This window comes from Mycetocola sp., from assembly GCF_046716805.1.
Lineage (GTDB): Bacteria > Actinomycetota > Actinomycetes > Actinomycetales > Microbacteriaceae > Mycetocola_A.
Window position 1 is genome coordinate 16,107 of the sequence record NZ_JBKJWH010000085.1, and the last position, 18,519, is coordinate 34,625.

15 protein-coding genes are annotated in these 18,519 nt (G+C 64.9%); 11 read left to right on the forward strand and 4 right to left on the reverse strand.

From position 1 onward, the window contains the following. Positions 1 to 22: 22 nt before the first annotated feature. On the reverse strand, positions 23 to 1,738 hold the full coding sequence (locus tag ACLQ62_RS07015; protein ID WP_411720932.1) for an ABC transporter transmembrane domain-containing protein: 1,716 nt from the start codon (positions 1,736 to 1,738) through the stop codon (positions 23 to 25). Positions 1,739 to 1,755: 17 nt separating this feature from the next. Further along, positions 1,756 to 2,910, reverse strand: coding sequence for a DUF1611 domain-containing protein (locus tag ACLQ62_RS07020; protein ID WP_411720933.1), 1,155 nt, complete (start codon positions 2,908 to 2,910; stop codon positions 1,756 to 1,758). A 125-nt stretch (positions 2,911 to 3,035) separates the two neighbouring features. Here ACLQ62_RS07020 and ACLQ62_RS07025 point away from each other — a divergent pair, with 125 nt between their 5' ends. Beyond that, positions 3,036 to 3,185, forward strand: a complete 150-nt coding sequence (locus tag ACLQ62_RS07025; RefSeq protein ID WP_411720983.1) for a DUF885 family protein — start codon at positions 3,036 to 3,038, stop codon at positions 3,183 to 3,185. A 243-nt stretch (positions 3,186 to 3,428) separates the two neighbouring features. Here ACLQ62_RS07025 and ACLQ62_RS07030 read toward each other — a convergent pair whose 3' ends face one another. Then, positions 3,429 to 3,554, reverse strand: a complete 126-nt coding sequence (locus ACLQ62_RS07030; RefSeq protein ID WP_411720934.1) for a hypothetical protein — start codon at positions 3,552 to 3,554, stop codon at positions 3,429 to 3,431. Between the two features lie 538 nt (positions 3,555 to 4,092). Between ACLQ62_RS07030 and ACLQ62_RS07035 the strand changes: the two genes are divergently transcribed. The 5 genes from ACLQ62_RS07035 to uvrB all read left to right on the forward strand — a co-directional run bounded on the left by ACLQ62_RS07035 (position 4,093) and on the right by uvrB (position 10,210). Then, a complete protein-coding gene (locus tag ACLQ62_RS07035) occupies positions 4,093 to 5,013 on the forward strand; it encodes an ATP-grasp domain-containing protein (protein ID WP_411720935.1) in 921 nt (306 codons plus the stop codon). Between the two features lie 175 nt (positions 5,014 to 5,188). Further along, positions 5,189 to 6,634: a 30S ribosomal protein S1 gene (gene rpsA / locus ACLQ62_RS07040; protein WP_411720936.1), complete on the forward strand. Its 1,446-nt coding sequence runs from the start codon at positions 5,189 to 5,191 to the stop codon at positions 6,632 to 6,634. A 184-nt stretch (positions 6,635 to 6,818) separates the two neighbouring features. Next, on the forward strand, positions 6,819 to 7,478 hold the full coding sequence (locus ACLQ62_RS07045; RefSeq protein ID WP_411720937.1) for a TetR/AcrR family transcriptional regulator: 660 nt from the start codon (positions 6,819 to 6,821) through the stop codon (positions 7,476 to 7,478). A gap of 13 nt (positions 7,479 to 7,491) precedes the next feature. Continuing rightward, on the forward strand, positions 7,492 to 8,100 hold the full coding sequence (gene coaE / locus ACLQ62_RS07050; RefSeq protein ID WP_411720938.1) for a dephospho-CoA kinase: 609 nt from the start codon (positions 7,492 to 7,494) through the stop codon (positions 8,098 to 8,100). Between the two features lie 43 nt (positions 8,101 to 8,143). Beyond that, a complete protein-coding gene (gene uvrB / locus ACLQ62_RS07055) occupies positions 8,144 to 10,210 on the forward strand; it encodes an excinuclease ABC subunit UvrB (protein ID WP_411720939.1) in 2,067 nt (688 codons plus the stop codon). A 7-nt stretch (positions 10,211 to 10,217) separates the two neighbouring features. Here the strand turns inward: uvrB and ACLQ62_RS07060 are convergent, their stop codons facing one another. Beyond that, entirely contained in the window at positions 10,218 to 10,892 is a 675-nt protein-coding gene (locus ACLQ62_RS07060) for a protein-L-isoaspartate(D-aspartate) O-methyltransferase (RefSeq protein ID WP_411720940.1), read from the reverse strand. A gap of 58 nt (positions 10,893 to 10,950) precedes the next feature. Here ACLQ62_RS07060 and uvrA point away from each other — a divergent pair, with 58 nt between their 5' ends. The 5 genes from uvrA (at position 10,951) to ACLQ62_RS07085 (ending at position 18,432) form a co-directional block, all read left to right on the forward strand. Beyond that, positions 10,951 to 13,842 (forward strand): excinuclease ABC subunit UvrA, encoded by a 2,892-nt coding sequence (gene uvrA / locus ACLQ62_RS07065; protein ID WP_411720941.1) that lies wholly within the window; start codon positions 10,951 to 10,953, stop codon positions 13,840 to 13,842. Beyond that, complete coding sequence (gene uvrC / locus ACLQ62_RS07070) at positions 13,843 to 15,744, forward strand: excinuclease ABC subunit UvrC (protein ID WP_411720942.1); 1,902 nt, start codon at positions 13,843 to 13,845, stop codon at positions 15,742 to 15,744. A 54-nt stretch (positions 15,745 to 15,798) separates the two neighbouring features. Then, positions 15,799 to 16,671, forward strand: a complete 873-nt coding sequence (rapZ, locus tag ACLQ62_RS07075) for an RNase adapter RapZ (RefSeq protein ID WP_411720943.1) — start codon at positions 15,799 to 15,801, stop codon at positions 16,669 to 16,671. 48 nt (positions 16,672 to 16,719) lie between these two features. Then, complete coding sequence (whiA, locus tag ACLQ62_RS07080) at positions 16,720 to 17,700, forward strand: DNA-binding protein WhiA (protein WP_411720944.1); 981 nt, start codon at positions 16,720 to 16,722, stop codon at positions 17,698 to 17,700. Positions 17,701 to 17,805: 105 nt separating this feature from the next. Then, positions 17,806 to 18,432, forward strand: a complete 627-nt coding sequence (locus ACLQ62_RS07085; protein WP_411720945.1) for a superoxide dismutase — start codon at positions 17,806 to 17,808, stop codon at positions 18,430 to 18,432. Positions 18,433 to 18,519: the final 87 nt, after the last annotated feature.

Consider the following 18,519-nt stretch of genomic DNA (forward strand, 5'->3'; position numbering starts at 1 on the left):
TTCGGTTTTCTCGACGCTGCCGTCAGCGCTGCACAGCGGTTGCGGCGTCCGGCGAGCCCACGTTCCACTCCTGGTATCCCGAGCACCACGCGGACTCGGACGACACGATGACGACGCCTGGGTACCCGTCGAGCATGGCTTCGAGCTGGCCCTGGGCCGCGGAATCAAGCCGACCGTCGATGTCGTCAAGCAGCAGCAATGCCGGGGATCCGAGCATCGCACGGGCCACCATGAGCCCCGCGACCTGTGCCGCGTCCAGCGGAATCCCGCCGCGGCGCAGCTGCGTTTTCGCACCGTGATCCAGCGAATCGATGCACAGCCCCAGCCGCCCCGCGACTGCAAGGGCCAGGTCCCGGTTCGCGTCTGGGTGCCGGTACCGCAGCGCGCGCAGCACGGTGCCGCGTTCGGGCACCATTGCGGAGTATGCCGCGCCGATGAGCCGGCGTCGTTTCTTCTCTCCCACGGCGCCCGGGATCACCCCGGCCACGACATAGTCCCATGCCCGGCCTGCAGCGTCCTGTCCCAGGTCACCGACGATGGGGCCCGCGTCCGTGCGCGCGGTGGCCAGTATGTTGAACAGCTCGCCGCGCCGCCGCGCATCGCCGCCGACCATGCGAATGCGGGCGCCCGGTTCGGCGTCCAACTCAGGGATGGGGTGCGAGTCGATCTCGACTCCGCACAGCCACACCCCGCCGACGGGTCGGGCCGGGCTCAGGGTCTCCGGTCGCGAAACCATCCTGATCGTTATGTCCTCTCCGGACCTCAGCGTGGTTTCCTCGTCGAGCAACGGGGCAAGAATGCGTCGGGCGGCCCGGTAGTTCTGCCGGTATTCCACGATGCGCCCCCACTCACCCACTGGCGCCGCGCACAGTCCCAGTAGGGTCAAGGCCGTGGCGATCTGTCCGGCGTCCAAAGCCACGCTCCTGGCGATGACCACCGCAATGGCGGCGGCCACCAGCGGCATGCCCAGGGAGCAGGCGCGCAACACACCGGCCAGGCGCGCCCGGTGTACTGCCGCGTCCATAACCTTATGGCCGCTGACTTCCACCCGTGCCAGCTCTCGTGCCACGCCGCCGGACGCGACCACCGCGGACGAAGCGGCGACGGTGTCGGCGATACGCGCGGCAAGGTTGCCGCGGTGCCGCCGCAGAACCCGGGCACGTTGAAAGGCGGGTCTGGCGAGCAGGAGCAGCGCGGCGCCCAGCACCAGCACCGGAAGCCCAAGCGCCGGCGCCAGAAGGGGATTCAGCACCCAGAGGCCGACCATCGAGATGAGAACCAGAGGGATACCGGCCAGCATCGGGGCGATTCCCTGAGCCACCCAGTTGCGCACCGAGGACAGGTCGTTGCTCGCCCTGGCCACGGTGATGCCCACAGAGGGGGCCTTCCGTGCCAGCAGCGAGTGAGAGATCAGCGAAACGCGCAACTGTGCCACGTAATGCTGTCCGAGCTTCTCGGCGAACACCCGCTCCAGGTATCGACCGTAGCCGAGCACCAGAATCAGCGCGCCGATGCCGGCGACGACGGGGAGCTTCGCGCCGCCGTTCACGAGGCTTCCGACCAGGAGGGCGATCGTCACACCAAGCGCACCGCACAGTGTGGCAATGGCCAGCAGCGCGGCAAACAGCGCACGGCGCCTCCCGGTGATGAGCTTCGGCAGCCGCGCTGCGCGACCCCGAATACCGGTGTCCTTCGCGGAATCCACCGGTTCTGCCGCACCTTCCCGCGTGCCGCCCATCCGTGCACCTGCAGCGCTCACAGCAAGGCGGCGCGCACCGGGATCAGGGCGGCGGCGACTTCGGGACGGCACAGGTCGTAGGTGACGATGACGGGGACGTCGATCCAGGCCGAGGCCTCCGCGGCGGCCAGGGGCGAAGCGGTGAGCAGGCCGGAGACGGCTGCCACCGGCACCGCGGCGTCATGCAGCAGGTCCAGTCCGGCGCGGGCGCCCAGAGCATCCTGAGCTGCGAACACGACGGTGTCCACATAGGTGGCGAAGAGCGGGTCGCGCAGCAGTCTGGAGGTTTCGCCCTGGTAAAGCCCGTCGGCGATCTCGATGACCACCACATCGGCGCCAAAGGCAGCCTGCTCGTCGATCATCGCGGCGAGCAGGTTGCGAACCTCTTCGTAGGCGAGCTTGAAGGTGGTGGGGTATCCGAAGTCGGTGAAGTCGCAGACCGGAAACGCACCGGCGTCGATGAACAGGTTGGGGTCGTTGCCCGCGCCAGTTCCGGTCGCCTTGCCCGCTGCCACAGTGAGACCGGCGTTGGACAGCCCGTTGACCAGGCAGGCGAGCGTGGTGGACTTGCCCGAGTTCATCGATGTGCCCAGAACGGCGATGACCGGCGGGCGCCGGGAGCCCAGCGCGGCGACCGCGGCCAGTGACGGGCTGCCGACCTGCAGGGGAGAGAAGTCGCGCAGGTTCACTACGCCCTCCCTGGTTGCCAGGAGGCCGATCGGTTCGATCGCGGTGGCGGCTCCGATCGAAGCGTGTGTCTCGATCACGTATCCGGCGAGCCCGCCGCCTGCGACGAGGTGGCAGGGCTCGAGGGAATCCGGCACGTGTGCCAGAAACTGGTCAGGGGCGTAGCGGTTGCCGTATGCGACCATGATCTCCTGGCCGACGAACAAGAGCTGGCGGCGGGAGGTCGGAGATTCCAGCCGCGTGTGCTTGCCCAGTTCTGTGACGCGCGCAATGACGACATCTCCGGCTTCGGGGTGAACCTCGGACCCGGCCAGCATGTGGAAGTCCTCAGGTCGCTTGGTGAATTCGGTGGCGACAAAACGCGTGGTGTAGGCGGCCCGGACCTTCACCGCCCGCTCCGCCCCAATCTGTACGCGGGTGTATCGGCCGTCAGTAACCTCACGTGCATCGAGGTCATCGGTGTCGAGGCTGGGGCTGATGCTCATATCGGTAATCCTTCTCAGTGCCAGGAACTCCATGCCGCCCCGCTTCGGCCGCAAGCACAATGCCTTGCATTGCTCCCCAGCCTGCATCGCCAAAGTAAGCGGCAGGTGAACAAACCACGGATGTACTGTTTCGGGATTACGACTGGGAGCAGCTCCGGGACGAGTACTCGCGCCGCCAGGGCGACGCCTTCGACATCAAGGAGTTCCACAAGAAGTCGCTGGACCTCGGCGGCGTCGGTGTCGACACCCTGAAGCGCACCCTGCTGGCCGGCTGAACGGCCTCCCGCCCGGTCGCCTCGTCGACGTCCCCACCGCTGGCATGGTGCCAACGGGGTGCTTCATCAACCTGAGACGGTCCAGGAGTCAGAAACGCCGGGAGGTGGTGGAGATGGGACCTGTCTTATCGGCAAACTTGTGGAGCTTGCCATCCTCGGCCGCGCGGAGGCGCGGATGGAACTCGACAATTTCAGGGCACTCGTCGAGCAGGAAGCGCCGAAATGATGTCCAGGTCAGTACTCCTACGTCGGTGTGGCCACCACGTTCCAGACGCCGAACACCGAGAGCGCGAGGTAGAAGACGAAAGGCGGAATGTCGTGGGCGATCACGAACAGGGCGGTGAAGGCCGCGGTCGCACTGAGCAGCAAGACTCCGATCCACGTCTCATGCTAAAGGCTGGCCATACCGAGTAGTGCCAGGCCCGGAAGTGTGAGCCAGACGTACCCCAACCACGGCCCCGCCGGAAGTTCGCCTCGGGCGAATTCCTCGATCCGCCGACCACGACGCGCACAGGCGACAGCCCATAGCGCCGCTCCCACGAACAACGCGGTTCCGGCGGCAGCTGCCATTCATCGGTCATGTACCACTCAACTCAGTGACCTGATCTTTGATGGCGACGCTACGCTGCGGCGTGCCATGACTCAACACCCAGCGTGCACGGTCAGCGCCATCCGCTCCTTCACCGGTGCTCCATTCCGGGGGGTTCGACGATGCCGGCGGGTGTCGACGGTGCAGACTGTGCCGACGGGCGCACGTCACGATCGCCGCACCCGTCATCGGTAGGCTCTACAGGTACGGCGGAGCATTCACCTACTCCGTCGGCAGCGAGGCGGATGTCGTGAGCTAACACGTTGCCATCGCAGGCATCCGACCGCCCCCGTCCGCCCCTGAACCGGAGACCGCTGAATGACTCAGATCGCCCTCGTCAGCCATGGCCTGACCGATCCCGCTCTTCGTGATGACGACCTTCCGCTCCTCGTCGACGGTCTCACGCAGGCGGGCCTGCCGGCGCAGGTGGCGCTCTGGACCGACCCGTCGGTGCGCTGGGAGGACTTCGGCCTCGTGGTTCTCCGTTCGCCGTGGGACTACCCCGACGCCGCTCCGGAGTTCCTTGCCTGGCTCGACCGCGTGGCATCCGTTGTTCGCGTGCTGAACGCGCCGGCACTGGTCCGCTGGAACATCGACAAGACGTACCTCCGCGAAATCGCCGCCGCCTCCACCGTTCCGCTGGTGCCGACGACGTTCTGCACCACGCTCGGCGAAGTGGTGACAGCGCTGGCAGTCCTTCGGCCGGGTCGCGTTGTGATCAAGCCGTCGGTGTCCGCGGGTTCGCAGAACACCGGGTTGTTCGAAGCCGGCGATCCCTCCGTGCTCCTCCTCGCACGGCAGATCCTCGCCCTCGGCAAGGTTGTGATGGTTCAGCCGGCGATCGACGGGGTGCAGGAGCGCGGGGAGCGTGCCCTCCTCTACTTCAACGGCCGGTTCAGCCACGCGATCTCCAAGGGCCCGCTGCTGGCCGTGGGCGGGGGACTGCTCGGCGGAACGTACGTCGAGACGATCCACTCGATCAACGCCGAGCCGGCCGAACGTGCCGTCGGTGACGCCCTCATCGCTGCGGCCGTCACGGTCCTCCTCGGGCGCGGGTTGTCCGAATCCGATGCCGTTCCTCTTTATGCCCGGATCGATATCGTCGACGACCCCGTCCTCGGGCCGCTCGTGCTCGAAGCCGAGCTCTTCGAACCGTCGTTGTTTCTCGGCTCCGCGCCGGATGCCGTCGGCAATTTCGTCGCGGCCGTGCGGGAGCGACTCGCTCCCGAGCCGGTTTGAGGCGTCCGTTTGTCGGCCAAGATACTCATTTGCGGCTCGCCCGAGATTCCCGATAGACTGACATGTCACTTTTGTGACGTTCTATCCGTTCGCCGTGCACGGAAAACACCCTGACAATTCACGATTGGCAGGATCGTGTCGGCCCGAAATCAGTCCTCACTGGAGCAACCACTACATGACAACCGCAACGACCGCCAAGCAGGTCGCTATCAACGACATCGGATCGGCTGAAGACTTCCTGGCCGCGGTCGAGAAAACACTGAAGTTCTTCAACGACGGAGACCTCATCGAAGGTACCGTCGTCAAGATCGATCGCGACGAGGTCCTCCTCGATGTCGGCTACAAGACCGAGGGTGTTATTCCCTCGCGCGAACTTTCGATCAAGCACGACGTGGACCCCAGCGAGGTCGTCCAGGTCGGCGACATGGTCGAAGCCCTCGTCCTCCAGAAGGAAGACAAAGAAGGTCGTCTCATCCTGTCCAAGAAGCGCGCACAGTACGAGCGCGCGTGGGGCGACGTTGAGAAGATCAAGGAAACCGATGGCGTCGTGACCGGTTCGGTCATCGAGGTCGTCAAGGGCGGCCTCATCGTCGACATCGGCCTCCGTGGCTTCCTGCCCGCATCGCTCATCGAGCTGCGCCGGGTTCGCGACCTCACGCCGTACCTCGGCCAGGAGATCGAAGCCAAGATCCTCGAACTTGACAAGAACCGCAACAACGTTGTGCTTTCGCGTCGCGCGCTGCTCGAGCAGACCCAGTCTGAGAGCCGCACCACGTTCCTGAACAACCTCCAGAAGGGGCAGGTCCGCAAGGGCGTCGTCTCGTCGATCGTCAACTTCGGTGCGTTCGTCGACCTCGGTGGCGTCGATGGTCTCGTCCACGTCTCAGAGCTCAGCTGGAAGCACATTGAGCACGCTTCTGAGGTCGTCGAGGTTGGCCAGGAGGTCACCGTCGAGATCCTCGAAGTGGACCTCGACCGTGAGCGTGTCTCCCTGTCGCTCAAGGCGACGCAGGAAGACCCGTGGCAGGTTTTCGCCCGCACCCACGCCATCGGCCAGGTTGCACCGGGCAAGGTCACCAAGCTCGTTCCGTTCGGTGCGTTCGTTCGCGTCGCAGACGGCATCGAGGGGCTCGTTCACATCTCCGAGCTCAGCGGCAAGCACGTCGAACTCGCCGAGCAGGTTGTCTCGGTCAGTGACGAGGTCTTCGTCAAGGTCATCGACATCGACCTCGAACGCCGCCGCATCTCGCTGAGCCTCAAGCAGGCCAACGAAGGCGTCGACCCCGAGGGCACCGAGTTCGACCCGGCACTCTACGGAATGCTCACCGAGTACGACGACCAGGGCAACTACAAGTACCCTGAAGGCTTCGACCCGGAGACCAACGAGTGGAAAGAGGGCTTCGACACCCAGCGCGAGAAGTGGGAGCAGGACTACGCTGCAGCCCAGGCTCGCTGGGAAGCTCACAAGAAGCAGGTTGCGACCGCCGCGACGGAAGAGGCCGCAGCAGCGTCCGCCCCTGCCGCGGGTTCGACCTTCTCGAGCGAGACCGCAGGCAGCGGCACCCTCGCAGACGACGAGTCGCTTGCGGCTCTTCGCGAGAAGCTGACCAGCAACTCTTAAGCACCATCTCACGACGACAGGCCGGTACCGAACAGGGGCCGGCCAGTCGTCGTGGTCCCATGCCCACCCCATCCATTCCCCCGCAAGTAGGGGGGCGAGCTGATCCGTCCGACTGCTAACGTTGGGCGTGAATGCTGCGAGTTGGGGGCGGCTCCCTGTTCAAACTAACTACAGAAGGCGCGACGTGGACGTTGGTTCTCTAAGGCAATACCTGGCGACGGACATCTCGAACGAGAAGTCTCTGAGGAACAGTCCCCAGCAGGAACGAAGCCGCCAGAGTCTCGAAACGGTCCTTCGGGTTTGCGGCGAGATCATCGACGAGTCAGGGCACGCAGGTGTGACGACCGCCGAAGTTGCAAAACGCGCCGAGATGGCCATCGGAACGGTCTACCGTTTCTTCCCCGACCGGATCGCCCTCATGCTCGGCGTCTACCAGTACATGCAGGACCAGTACGTCGCCCTGTGCATCGAGAAGCTGCTCGAAGCGAACCCCGCCACGTGGCAGGAGACGCTGGGGATCATGACCGACACCTCTGTGCTCGCCCGCCGCACCATTCCCGGTTTCAAGGCAACCCAGTACCGGATCCTCGGTGACGAGGAAGCTCAGGAACAGTACCTCAAGGGATCGAAGGGATTCGTCGCAGCCGTCGCCGGCCTCCTTGCCCAGTTCGATTTCCCGACAGACGAGCGGTGGCTGGTTCACCTCAACGTCGCGGTTGAGCTTTCCCGCGCCCTGCAGCGGCTCGCCTTCGACGCGTCACCGGATGGCGACGCGTGGCTCCTGGCCGAGGCGCGCTCCGTCCCGATCGGTTACCTCGAGGGCCACCTCGTCCCGGTCGCCTGACAGCGCGGACATCGTGTACCTGATCGGCCTGACCGGCGGCATCGCGTCAGGCAAGTCCACCATCGCGAGACGCCTGACAGAACACGGCGCTATCCTCGTCGACGCCGACCAGTTGTCGCGAGAAGCCGTCGAATCCGGAACGCCCGCGCTGGCTGCAATCGTCGAACGATTCGGCAGGCACGTTCTGAACCCGGACGGCAGCCTCAACCGCGCCGCGCTCGGCGACATCGTGTTCTCCGACCCCGACGCCCTGGCAACGCTCAACGAGATCGTGCACCCCGCCGTCCGGTCCCTCAGCTCCCAGCGCATCGCCGAGGCGGAACGCGCTGACCCTGCGGCGGTCGTCGTTTACGACATCCCCCTGCTCGTCGAGTCGCGCAACGAGTACCCCTTCGACCTCATCGTGGTCGCGCAGGCCACTCCTGCCACCCGGATGGCGCGCCTCACCGAAACGCGCGGTATGCCCGCAGACGAGTCACGTCGACGGATCGACGCGCAGGCGAGCGATGACGAGCGCCTCGCCGTCGCCGACGTGATCATCGACACCGACGGCAGCCTGGAAAACACGATCGCGCAGGCGGACCGGCTGTGGGAGAGAATCCAGACGGAGAAGGCCCGATAGGGTTCCCCGCTTCATTGTCGGTGCACCTGCTTAGACTCGACGTATGCAACCCACCCGCTCCGTGCATCCCTTCGAGGTCATCAGCGAATACACCCCGAGCGGCGACCAACCCAAAGCGATCGCCGAGCTCAGCGCCCGAATCAACGCCGGCGAGACGGATGTCGTGCTGCTCGGCGCCACAGGAACCGGCAAGTCGGCGACGACCGCGTGGCTGATCGAAGCCGTCCAGCGCCCCACCCTCGTTCTTGCGCACAACAAAACCCTCGCCGCCCAGCTGGCCAACGAGTTCCGCGAGCTGATGCCGAACAACGCCGTCGAGTACTTCGTCTCCTACTACGACTACTACCAGCCCGAGGCGTACGTCCCCCAGACCGACACCTTCATCGAGAAGGACTCGTCCGTCAACGCCGAAGTGGAGCGGTTGCGGCACTCGACCACCAACTCCCTGCTGAGCCGCCGCGACGTCATCGTCGTTTCGACCGTCTCCTGCATCTACGGACTCGGCAAGCCCGAGGAGTATCTCAACGCCATGATGGCGCTGCAGGTCGGCCAGCGCGTCGACCGGGACTGGCTGATCCGCAAGTTCATTTCGATGCAGTACAACCGCAACGACGTCGATTTCTCCCGCGGCAACTTCCGGGTCCGCGGCGACACCATCGAGATCATTCCCGTCTACGAAGAACTCGCCATCCGGATCGAAATGTTCGGCGACGAGATCGAAGGGTTGTACTCACTGCACCCGCTGACCGGCGACATCGTCCGCAAACTCGAATCGGTGTCCGTCTTCCCCGGGTCCCACTACGTCGCGAGCACCGACGTGATGCAGCGCGCCGTTGGCACCATCCAGGTGGAACTCGAGGAGCGCCTCGCCGAGCTGGAACGGCAGGGCAAACTTCTCGAAGCCCAGCGGCTGCGGATGCGTACGACCTTCGATCTCGAGATGATGCAGCAGATCGGCTTTTGTTCGGGTATCGAGAATTACTCCAGGCACATGGACGGTCGGGCGCCCGGTCAGGCCCCGCACTGCCTGATCGATTATTTCCCCGATGATTTCCTCGTCGTGATCGACGAATCGCATGTCACCGTTCCGCAGATCGGGGCGATGTACGAAGGCGATTCCTCGCGCAAGCGCACCCTCGTCGAACACGGGTTTCGTCTCCCGAGCGCACTCGACAACCGACCGCTCAAGTGGAACGAATTCAAGGACCGGGTCGGGCAGGCGGTGTACCTCTCCGCAACGCCGGGGCGATACGAGATGGGGGTCGCCGACGGCGTGGTCGAGCAGATCATCCGCCCGACCGGGCTCGTTGATCCTCAGATCATCGTCAAGCCGTCGAAAGGCCAGATCGACGATCTGCTCGAGGAGATCCGGTTTCGGGCCGGGCGGGACGAACGCGTCCTGGTCACAACTCTCACGAAGAAGATGGCGGAAGAGCTCACCGACTTCCTCACCGAAGCCGGCGTGCGCGTGCGCTACCTGCACTCCGATGTCGACACCCTCCGCCGGGTCGAGCTGCTCAGCGAGCTGCGATCGGGACTCTACGACGTCCTCGTCGGCATCAACCTGCTCCGTGAGGGCCTCGACCTTCCGGAGGTCTCGCTCGTGGCCATCCTCGACGCCGACAAGGAGGGCTTCCTTCGCTCGTCGACGTCACTCATCCAGACGATCGGTCGCGCCGCACGCAACGTGTCAGGTGAAGTGCACATGTACGCAGATGTGCTGACAGATTCGATGAATCGGGCGATCGAGGAGACGACGAGACGCCGGGAGACTCAGGTGGCGTACAACCTCGAGCACGGCATCGACCCCACACCGCTGCGAAAGAAGATCGCCGACATCACGGATGCCCTCGCACGAGAGGGAGCTGACACCGCCCAGATGCTCGCCCACCGCGACGGCAGGAAGAAGAGCCCGACGCCGCGACTGCGCCGTGAGGGAATCGCATCGGAGGGTGCCGCTGAACTCGAGTCGATCATCGCCGACCTCAACACGCAAATGCTGGCGGCTGCGGCCGAGCTCAAATTCGAACTCGCCGGCCGGTTGCGTGACGAGCTGTCCGATCTGAAACGAGACCTGCGCCAAATGGAGAAGGCCGGGCATCTCGGCTGAGCCAGGGTCAGTCGTCGTTCTCTTCGAAGAGCGGGGCGCCGAGCCCGTGCTCACCGATTAGGGGAACGAAAGTGACGCCGCCGAGGTCATCCATCCGGGGCAATCGGTCCGGCCCAAGGGTGAAGCGTTTCAGCTTCTGGCCGAAACCGGGCGTGCCGAGGGGCATCACGAGCCGCCCACCGTCCTTCAACTGCTCCAGCCACGGGTCGGGGACCCGCGGCGCCGCCGCGGCGACGACGATCGCATCATACGGGGCGGCATCCGGCCACCCAAGCGTCCCGTCTCCGGTCACCACCGAAACGTTCGAGTAGCCGAGCCGTTCGAGCACTTCGCGCGCCCCGTCCGCCAGCTCCGGATGCCGTTCGATCGACACCACGTCCGCCACGATCTCGGCCAGAACCGCGGCCGCATAGCCCGAACCGGTGCCGACATCGAGCACGGAACTGCGCTCACCGACTTGCGCAGCTTCCACCGTGAGGGCGACGATGTACGGCTGCGAAATCGTCTGCCCTGCGCCGATCGGCAACGGGTGATCCTCATAGGCGCTCGACCGCGACAGCCGGCGAACGAACTCCTCGCGAGGCACACGCCGCATCGCGTCGAGGACACGGGGATCCCGGATGCCACGAGCAGCGATCTGGTCCGCCACCATCCGTTCCCTCTTCGCAGCGTAGGCGTCCATAGCCCTCATTGTGCACCCCGGGGAAGGTGATGTCAGTGGGTCAAAGTAGACTCGTGAGGTGTCAATCTCGAAGGTCAACTCCACGTCAAAACTCAGCGTTCGCGGCGCCCGTGTGCACAACCTGCACAATGTCGACCTCGACATCCCCCGAGACTCCCTCGTGGTCTTCACCGGTTTGTCCGGCTCAGGAAAGTCGTCGCTCGCCTTCGACACGATCTTCGCTGAAGGCCAGCGCCGCTATGTCGAATCATTGTCGGCGTATGCCCGCCAGTTCCTCGGCCAGGTCGACCGACCAGACGTCGACTTCATCGAGGGCCTCAGCCCAGCGGTGTCGATCGACCAGAAATCGACCAACCGCAACCCGCGCTCCACCGTCGGCACGATCACCGAGGTCTACGACTACATGCGGCTTCTCTGGGCGCGTATCGGCGTGCCCCACTGCCCGGAATGCGGTGAGCCGATCGAACGACAGACCGTGCAGCAGATCGCCGACCAGCTGATGGAGCTCGAGGCAGGCACCCGCTACATGGTGATGAGCCCCATCGTGTCGCAGAAGAAGGGCGAGTTCGTCGACCTGTTCAAGGAGCTGGCAGCCAAGGGTTACGCCCGAGCCCTCGTCGACGGCGAGCAGGTCCAGCTCAACGAGCCACCCACGCTCAAGAAGTCGTACAAGCACGACATCTCGGTTGTCGTCGACCGGCTCGTCGCCGGCCCGGACGCCCTCACCCGGCTCACCGACTCGCTCGAAACCGCTCTGGGACTCACCGACGGCGTGGTCCAGATCAAACTCGTCGACGAGGACGGCCCTGACGCGGTGCGCTCGTACAGCGAGAAGCTCTCCTGCCCGAACAACCACCCGGTCCAGCTCACCGAAATCGAGCCGCGCACCTTCAGCTTCAACGCGCCGTTCGGCGCCTGCCCGGAGTGTTCGGGGCTCGGGACCCGCATGTCGGTCGACCAGGACCTGCTCATCGGCGATGAGGACCTCAGCATCGACGACGGCGTGATCATTCCGTGGACCACACAGGGCAAGGGGCTTTACCAGTACTACGAGAAGCTCCTCGAGGGCCTCGCCCGAGACCTCGACTTCTCCCTTCGGACCCCGTGGAAGAAACTTCCGGCGAAAGTACAGGAAGCCGTTCTGCGCGGTGAGAATTTCAAGGTGAAGGTCAAGTGGAAGAACCGGTACGGCCGTGAGGTCAGTTACACCTCCGGCTTCGAGGGCGTCATGCCCTACATCGAACGTCAGTACGCCCAGGCCGAAACCGACGTCCAGCGCGCCCGCTGGGGGGAGTACCTCCGCGAGATCCCCTGCCCTGTCTGCGACGGCAAGCGGCTCAAACCCGAGGTGCTCAGCGTGCTCATCCACGGCGCCAACATCGCGGATGTCGCCTCACTGAGCCTCACCGACGCACGCGAGTTCATGGATCAGATGGACCTGACCGACCGCGAAGGAATGATCGCCGCGCAGGTGCTCCGCGAGATCAAGGTCCGACTCGACTTTTTGATCCAGGTCGGGTTGAACTACCTCAACCTCTCGCGCACCGCCGGCTCGCTCTCCGGCGGCGAGGCGCAGCGCATCCGGCTGGCGACCCAGATCGGGTCGGGGCTGACCGGTGTTCTCTACGTCCTCGACGAACCGAGCATCGGGCTTCACCAGCGCGACAACCGCCGCCTCATCCAGACCCTCGTCACCCTGCGCGACCTGGGGAACACGCTCATCGTCGTCGAGCACGACGAGGACACCATCCGGACAGCCGACTGGATCGTCGACATCGGCCCAGGCGCTGGAGTCAACGGTGGCACCGTGGTGCATTCGGGTTCCTATGACGACCTGCTCGCGAACACGCGGTCACTCACAGGCGATTACCTCTCCGGGCGCAAGGAAATCGAAGTGCCCGAAACCCGCCGGCCGGTGGATCCGGAGCGGATCGTCACCGTCGTCGGCGCTGAGGCGAACAATCTCCGTAAGGTGACCGTCGAATTCCCCCTCGGAATCTTCACCGCGGTGACCGGGGTCAGCGGATCGGGCAAGTCCTCGCTCGTGAACGACGTCCTGTACCGCGTGCTCGCCAACAAGCTCAACGGCGCGAGGAAGCTGCCCGGGAAGCACACCCGCGTGACCGGTGTGGAGCAACTGGACAAGGTGATCCACGTCGACCAGGCACCGATCGGGCGTACCCCGCGCTCAAACCCGGCCACCTACACGGGTGTCTTCGATCGCATCCGCAACCTGTTCTCCGAGACGATCGAGGCGAAGACCCGCGGCTACCTTCCCGGGCGGTTCAGTTTCAACGTCAAGGGCGGGCGCTGCGAGGCCTGCTCGGGCGACGGCACGATCAAGATCGAGATGAACTTCCTCCCCGATGTCTACGTCGCGTGCGAAGTCTGCGGGGGAGCGCGGTACAACCGCGACACGCTCTCGGTGCACTACAAGGGCAAGAACATTGCGGAAGTCCTCGACATGCCGATCGCGGAAGCCGCTGACTTCTTCGAGCCCATCACGGCGATCCACCGGTACCTCAAGACCCTCGTCGAGGTCGGACTCGGGTACGTCCGGCTCGGCCAGAGTGCCACGACGCTGTCCGGCGGCGAGGCACAGCGGGTGAAGCTTGCCACAGAACTTCAGCGGCGGACGAACGGCCGGAGCATCTACGTGCTCGACGAACCGACCACCGGGTTGCACTTCGAAGACGTACGCAAACTCCTGCTCGTGCTCAACAGCCTCGTCGACAAGGGCAACACCGTCATCGTGATTGAGCACAACCTCGACGTGATCAAGTCGGCTGACTGGCTGATCGACCTGGGCCCGGAGGGAGGAGCCGGCGGCGGCAAGGTCCTGGCCACAGGAACCCCCGAGAAGCTGGCCACCGTCAAGAAGAGCCACACCGGGTACTACCTCAAGGAAGTACTGGAGGCGGGCCAGATCGTTGCCCGTAAGGCGGGGTAAGTGGGCAGAACCCTCAGCTACCGGCCGCGCCCGGGCGAAATCCCGACGAGCCCTGGCGTGTACCGATTCCGCGACGAGAACTCGCGGGTCCTGTACGTGGGCAAAGCGAAGAATCTGCGTGCCCGGCTCAGCAACTATTTCGCCCCTCTGCCGAGCCTGCATGAGCGTACACGTCGAATGGTCACCACGGCGCGGAGCGTGGAGTGGACCGTCGTCGGCAGCGACATCGACGCCCTGCAGCTCGAGTACACCTGGATCAAGGAGTTCGAGCCGCCGTTCAACGTCAAGTTCCGCGACGACAAAACCTACCCGTACCTCGCGGTGACCCTCGCCGACGAAGCCCCGCGGGTGCTCGTCACTCGGAACCCGCGGATCCGCGGAGCGAAATACTTCGGCCCGTACCCGAAGATCTGGGCGGTTCACGAAACCATCGATCTGATGATCAAAGCGTTTCCGATCCGCACCTGCTCGGACTCGAGCTACAAACGCGCCATGCAGTCCGGGCGGCCGTGCTTCCCCGGGCAGATCGGGCGCTGCGGCGGTCCCTGCTCCGGCCGGGCCACGATCGAAGAACACCGCGCCATGGTCAACGACTTCGTCAGCTTCCTGAACGGCAACGACAAACGGTTCGTCACCGAAGCGACGCAGCAGATGCGTGAGGCCGCCGCCGTGCAGGACTATGAAGCGGCCGCCCGTTACCGCGACCGGCTCAAAGCGCTCGAATCGGTTCTCGACAAGAGCGCCGTCGTCCTCAAGGATTCCGTCGACGCCGACCTGTTCGGGCTCGCCCATGACGAGCTTTCCGCAGCCGTCCAGCAGTTCATCGTCCGGGGAGGGCGGATCCGCGGTGTTCGCTCGTGGACGGTCGACAAGGAGCTCGACCTCTCCACCGCTGAACTCGTCGACAGCGTCCTGCAGCGCGCATACGACTCGGGCGGCGTCGCCGACATCCCGAAAGAAATTCTGGTCCCCGAGTTGCCTGAAGACGCCGCCGAACTGGAGACCTGGCTCGCCGGGCTCCGCGGCAAGGGCAAGGTGCGGCTCCACACCGCGCAACGCGGCGAAAAGGCGGCCCTCATGCAGACGGCGGAAATCAACGCAAAGAATTCGCTCATGCTGTACAAGACCAGGCGCAGCGCCGATTTCGTCGCCCGCTCGCAAGCGCTGACCGATATTCAGGGGGCGATCGGGATGGAGCAGGCACCACTGCGGATCGAATGCTTCGACGTCTCCCACCTGTCCGGGACGAACATCGTCGCATCGATGGTCGTGTTCGAGGACGGCCTGCCGCGGAAAGACCAGTACCGCAGGTTCAGCATCGCGGAGTCGACCGACGACACCGAATCGATCTACCAGGTCCTGTCGAGGCGTCTCGCGTACCTCAGTGAACCGGTGACGGCGCAGGAGGAGGATGCGGCAGCGGATACGGATCCGGCGTCGGAGGGGGTCGCGAAGCCCCGCAAATTCGCATACCCGCCGCAACTGCTCATCGTCGACGGCGGGCAACCCCAGGTTCAGGCAGCCCGCCGAGCCCTTCTCGAAGCAGGTCGAACAGACATCCAGCTCGTCGGGATGGCCAAGCGGCTTGAAGAAATCTGGCTACCGGACAGCGACTACCCCGTCATCCTTCCGCGCAATTCCGAGGCGCTGTTCCTCCTTCAGCGGGTGAGAGACGAAGCACACCGCTTCGCCATCACCTACCAGCGGTCGAAACGCCGGGCAGACATTTCCAGCGTTCTCGCCGATATCCCCGGGCTCGGGCCTGCGAGAGTGAAGGCGCTGCTGCGGCATTTCGGCTCCGTCGCGAAGCTCAAACAGGCCACGCCAGAGGCGATCACCGAAGTCGCCGGTATCGGCCCTGCCCTGGCGACGGCCATCCACGCTCAGTTGAACAGTCGGTAGGCTGTGGAGGGCAGCCGGACCGAGCCGGTTGCCCGATGGAAAGTGCAGGAAACGGTGGAACAGCCGATCCCTCAGGAAGTACTGATCGTCACGGGCATGTCGGGAGCCGGCCGCTCAACGGTAGCGAACGCACTGGAGGACCTCGACTGGTACGTCGTCGACAACCTCCCGCCACAGATGCTCCGTCCGCTCGTCGACCTGGCCGAACGAGCCGGGGGAGAGCTGCCACGCATCGCCGCGGTCGTCGACGTCCGCGGGCGTGACTTCTTCAGCGACTTTCAGCAGATGATCCAGAAACTTCGCGCCGGCACGAAACTCCGCGTGGTTTTTCTCGACGCAACGGATGACGCACTGGTCCGCCGCTTCGATGCCGTCAGACGACCTCACCCGCTGCAAGGCGAAGGAACCATCCTCGACGGCATCGCGCGCGAGCGCGCCCGTACTGCCGCGATCCGAGAATCCAGTGACATCATCATCGATACCTCCAGCCTCAACGTGCACCAGCTGGCCACCAAGACGGGCGATCTGTTCGCCGCCGAGGGCACACCGGGCGTCCGGCTCACCGTCATGAGCTTCGGCTTCAAATACGGGCTCCCATCGGATGCCGACACCGTCGCTGACGCCCGATTCCTGCCCAACCCGTTTTGGGTTCCGGAGCTACGGCCGCATACTGGACTGGACGCCGAAGTCAGCGACTTCGTGCTGGATCAGCCTGGCGCCCGGGAGTTCCTGGACAGCTATGCGACTGCACTCGCCCCGGTTTTGGCCGGGTATCAGCGGGAGAACAAACGTTTCGCCACGTTCGCCATCGGCTGCACGGGCGGGAAACATCGCTCCGTCGCCCTGGCACTTCAGCTCGCGGACAAGCTCGCCGAGCTGCCCGGAGTGGCCACGAGCGTCAAACACAGGGATCTGGGACGCGAATAGCAGCGCCCGGTCCGACATTCGACTGCAACACACGAGATAGGACAACGATTGGCACTGACTGCTGAGGTCAAAGAAGAACTGGCCGGGATCGTGGAACCGAAGACAGCCGTCCGAGCTGCTGAGCTGACCTCGATCCTCCGCTTCAGCGGTGGGCTCCACCTCATCTCGAGCCGCATCGCCATCGAATCCGAACTGGAGACCCCGCAGCTCGCCCGTCGTATCCGCAAGGACCTCGCCGAGCTGTATGGTGTGCGCAGCGACGTCAGCATGACCAGTGGTTCCGGCACCCGCAGGGGAGAGTCCTACCTTGTTCGGGTCCAGGAAGGCGGCGAGACCCTCGCCCGCCAGACCGGCCTGCTCGACGCCAGGCGCCGCCCGATCCGCGGCCTGCCGAACCGCCTCACGACGGGAACCAAAGCGGAACTCGCTGCCGTCTGGCGGGGCGCGTTCCTCGCAGCGGGGAGTCTCACCGATCCGGGTCGCTCAGCGGCCCTGGAGATCACCTGCCCGGGCAACGAATCGGCGATGGCACTCGTCGGCGCGGCCGGCCGCCTCGGTGTCGCAGCGAAGGCACGGGAAGTCCGTGGCGTTCACCGTGTTGTCGTCCGCGACGGCGAGGCGATCAGCGCCATGCTCGTCCTCATGGGGGCACACGGCACGGTGAAGGCCTGGGAGGAATTGCGCCAGCGCCGGGAGGTCCGCGCGACGGCGAACCGGCTGGTCAACTTCGACGACGCCAACCTGCGCCGGGGGGCGCAGGCCGCCGTCGCCGCCTGCGCCCGGGTCGAACGAGCCATGGAAATCCTCAGCGACGACATCCCGGAACACCTCCGCTATGCGGGGGAGCTCCGGCTGCGTTTCCGAGACGCCAGCCTCGACGAGCTCGGTCACCACGCAGACCCTCCCATGACGAAGGATGCCATCGCCGGGCGGATCCGCCGACTCCTCGCGATGGCGGACAAACGCGCCCAGGATCTCGGGCTTCCCGGGACCGACGCCAACCTCCCGCCCGGGCTCGACGACGTCTGATCTGTCCGAGCCTCGCCCCAACGGCTCAGGCGACCTGACTAGACTGGAAATGTCGGCCTGTGCCGCATCACAAGCGGCCGGCGGCACAAGAAGAGGAGACAAACAATGGCTGAATACACCCTCCCTGACCTCGCGTACGACTACTCGGCACTTGAGCCGAGTATCTCTGGGGCCATCATGGAACTGCACCACTCGAAGCACCACCAGACCTATGTGACCGGGGCGAACACCGCCCTCGCACAGCTGGCTGAGGCACGGGACTCCGACAACCTCGCCAACGTGAACAAACTTGAGAAGGACCTCGCCTTCAACCTCGGTGGCCACGTCAACCACTCGATCTTCTGGACCAACCTCTCGCCGAACGGGGGCGACAAGCCGACCGGTGAGCTCGCTGCCGCGATCGACGAGTTCTTCGGCTCATTCGACAAGTTCCGCGCGCACTTCACCGCAGCCGCCCTCGGCGTCCAGGGTTCCGGCTGGGCTGTGCTCGCCTGGGACTCGATCGGCCAGAAGCTCATCGTCCAGCAATTCTTCGACCAGCAGTCCAACTTCGCCGCCGGCACCGTTCCGGTGCTGATGCTCGATGTCTGGGAGCACGCCTACTACCTCGACTACAAGAACGTCCGAGCCGACTACGTCAAGGCGTTCTGGAACATCACCAACTGGGAGAACGTCGAACAGCGTTTCCTCACCGCCCGCGAGAAGACCGCCGGGCTGCTGCTACTGTCATAACCGACATGGTCGTCCGGGTTACCCGGACGACCATTTCCTTCTTCCACCCCACAGGTTCAACACAAAAAACGCGCTTCGGCGCCACAG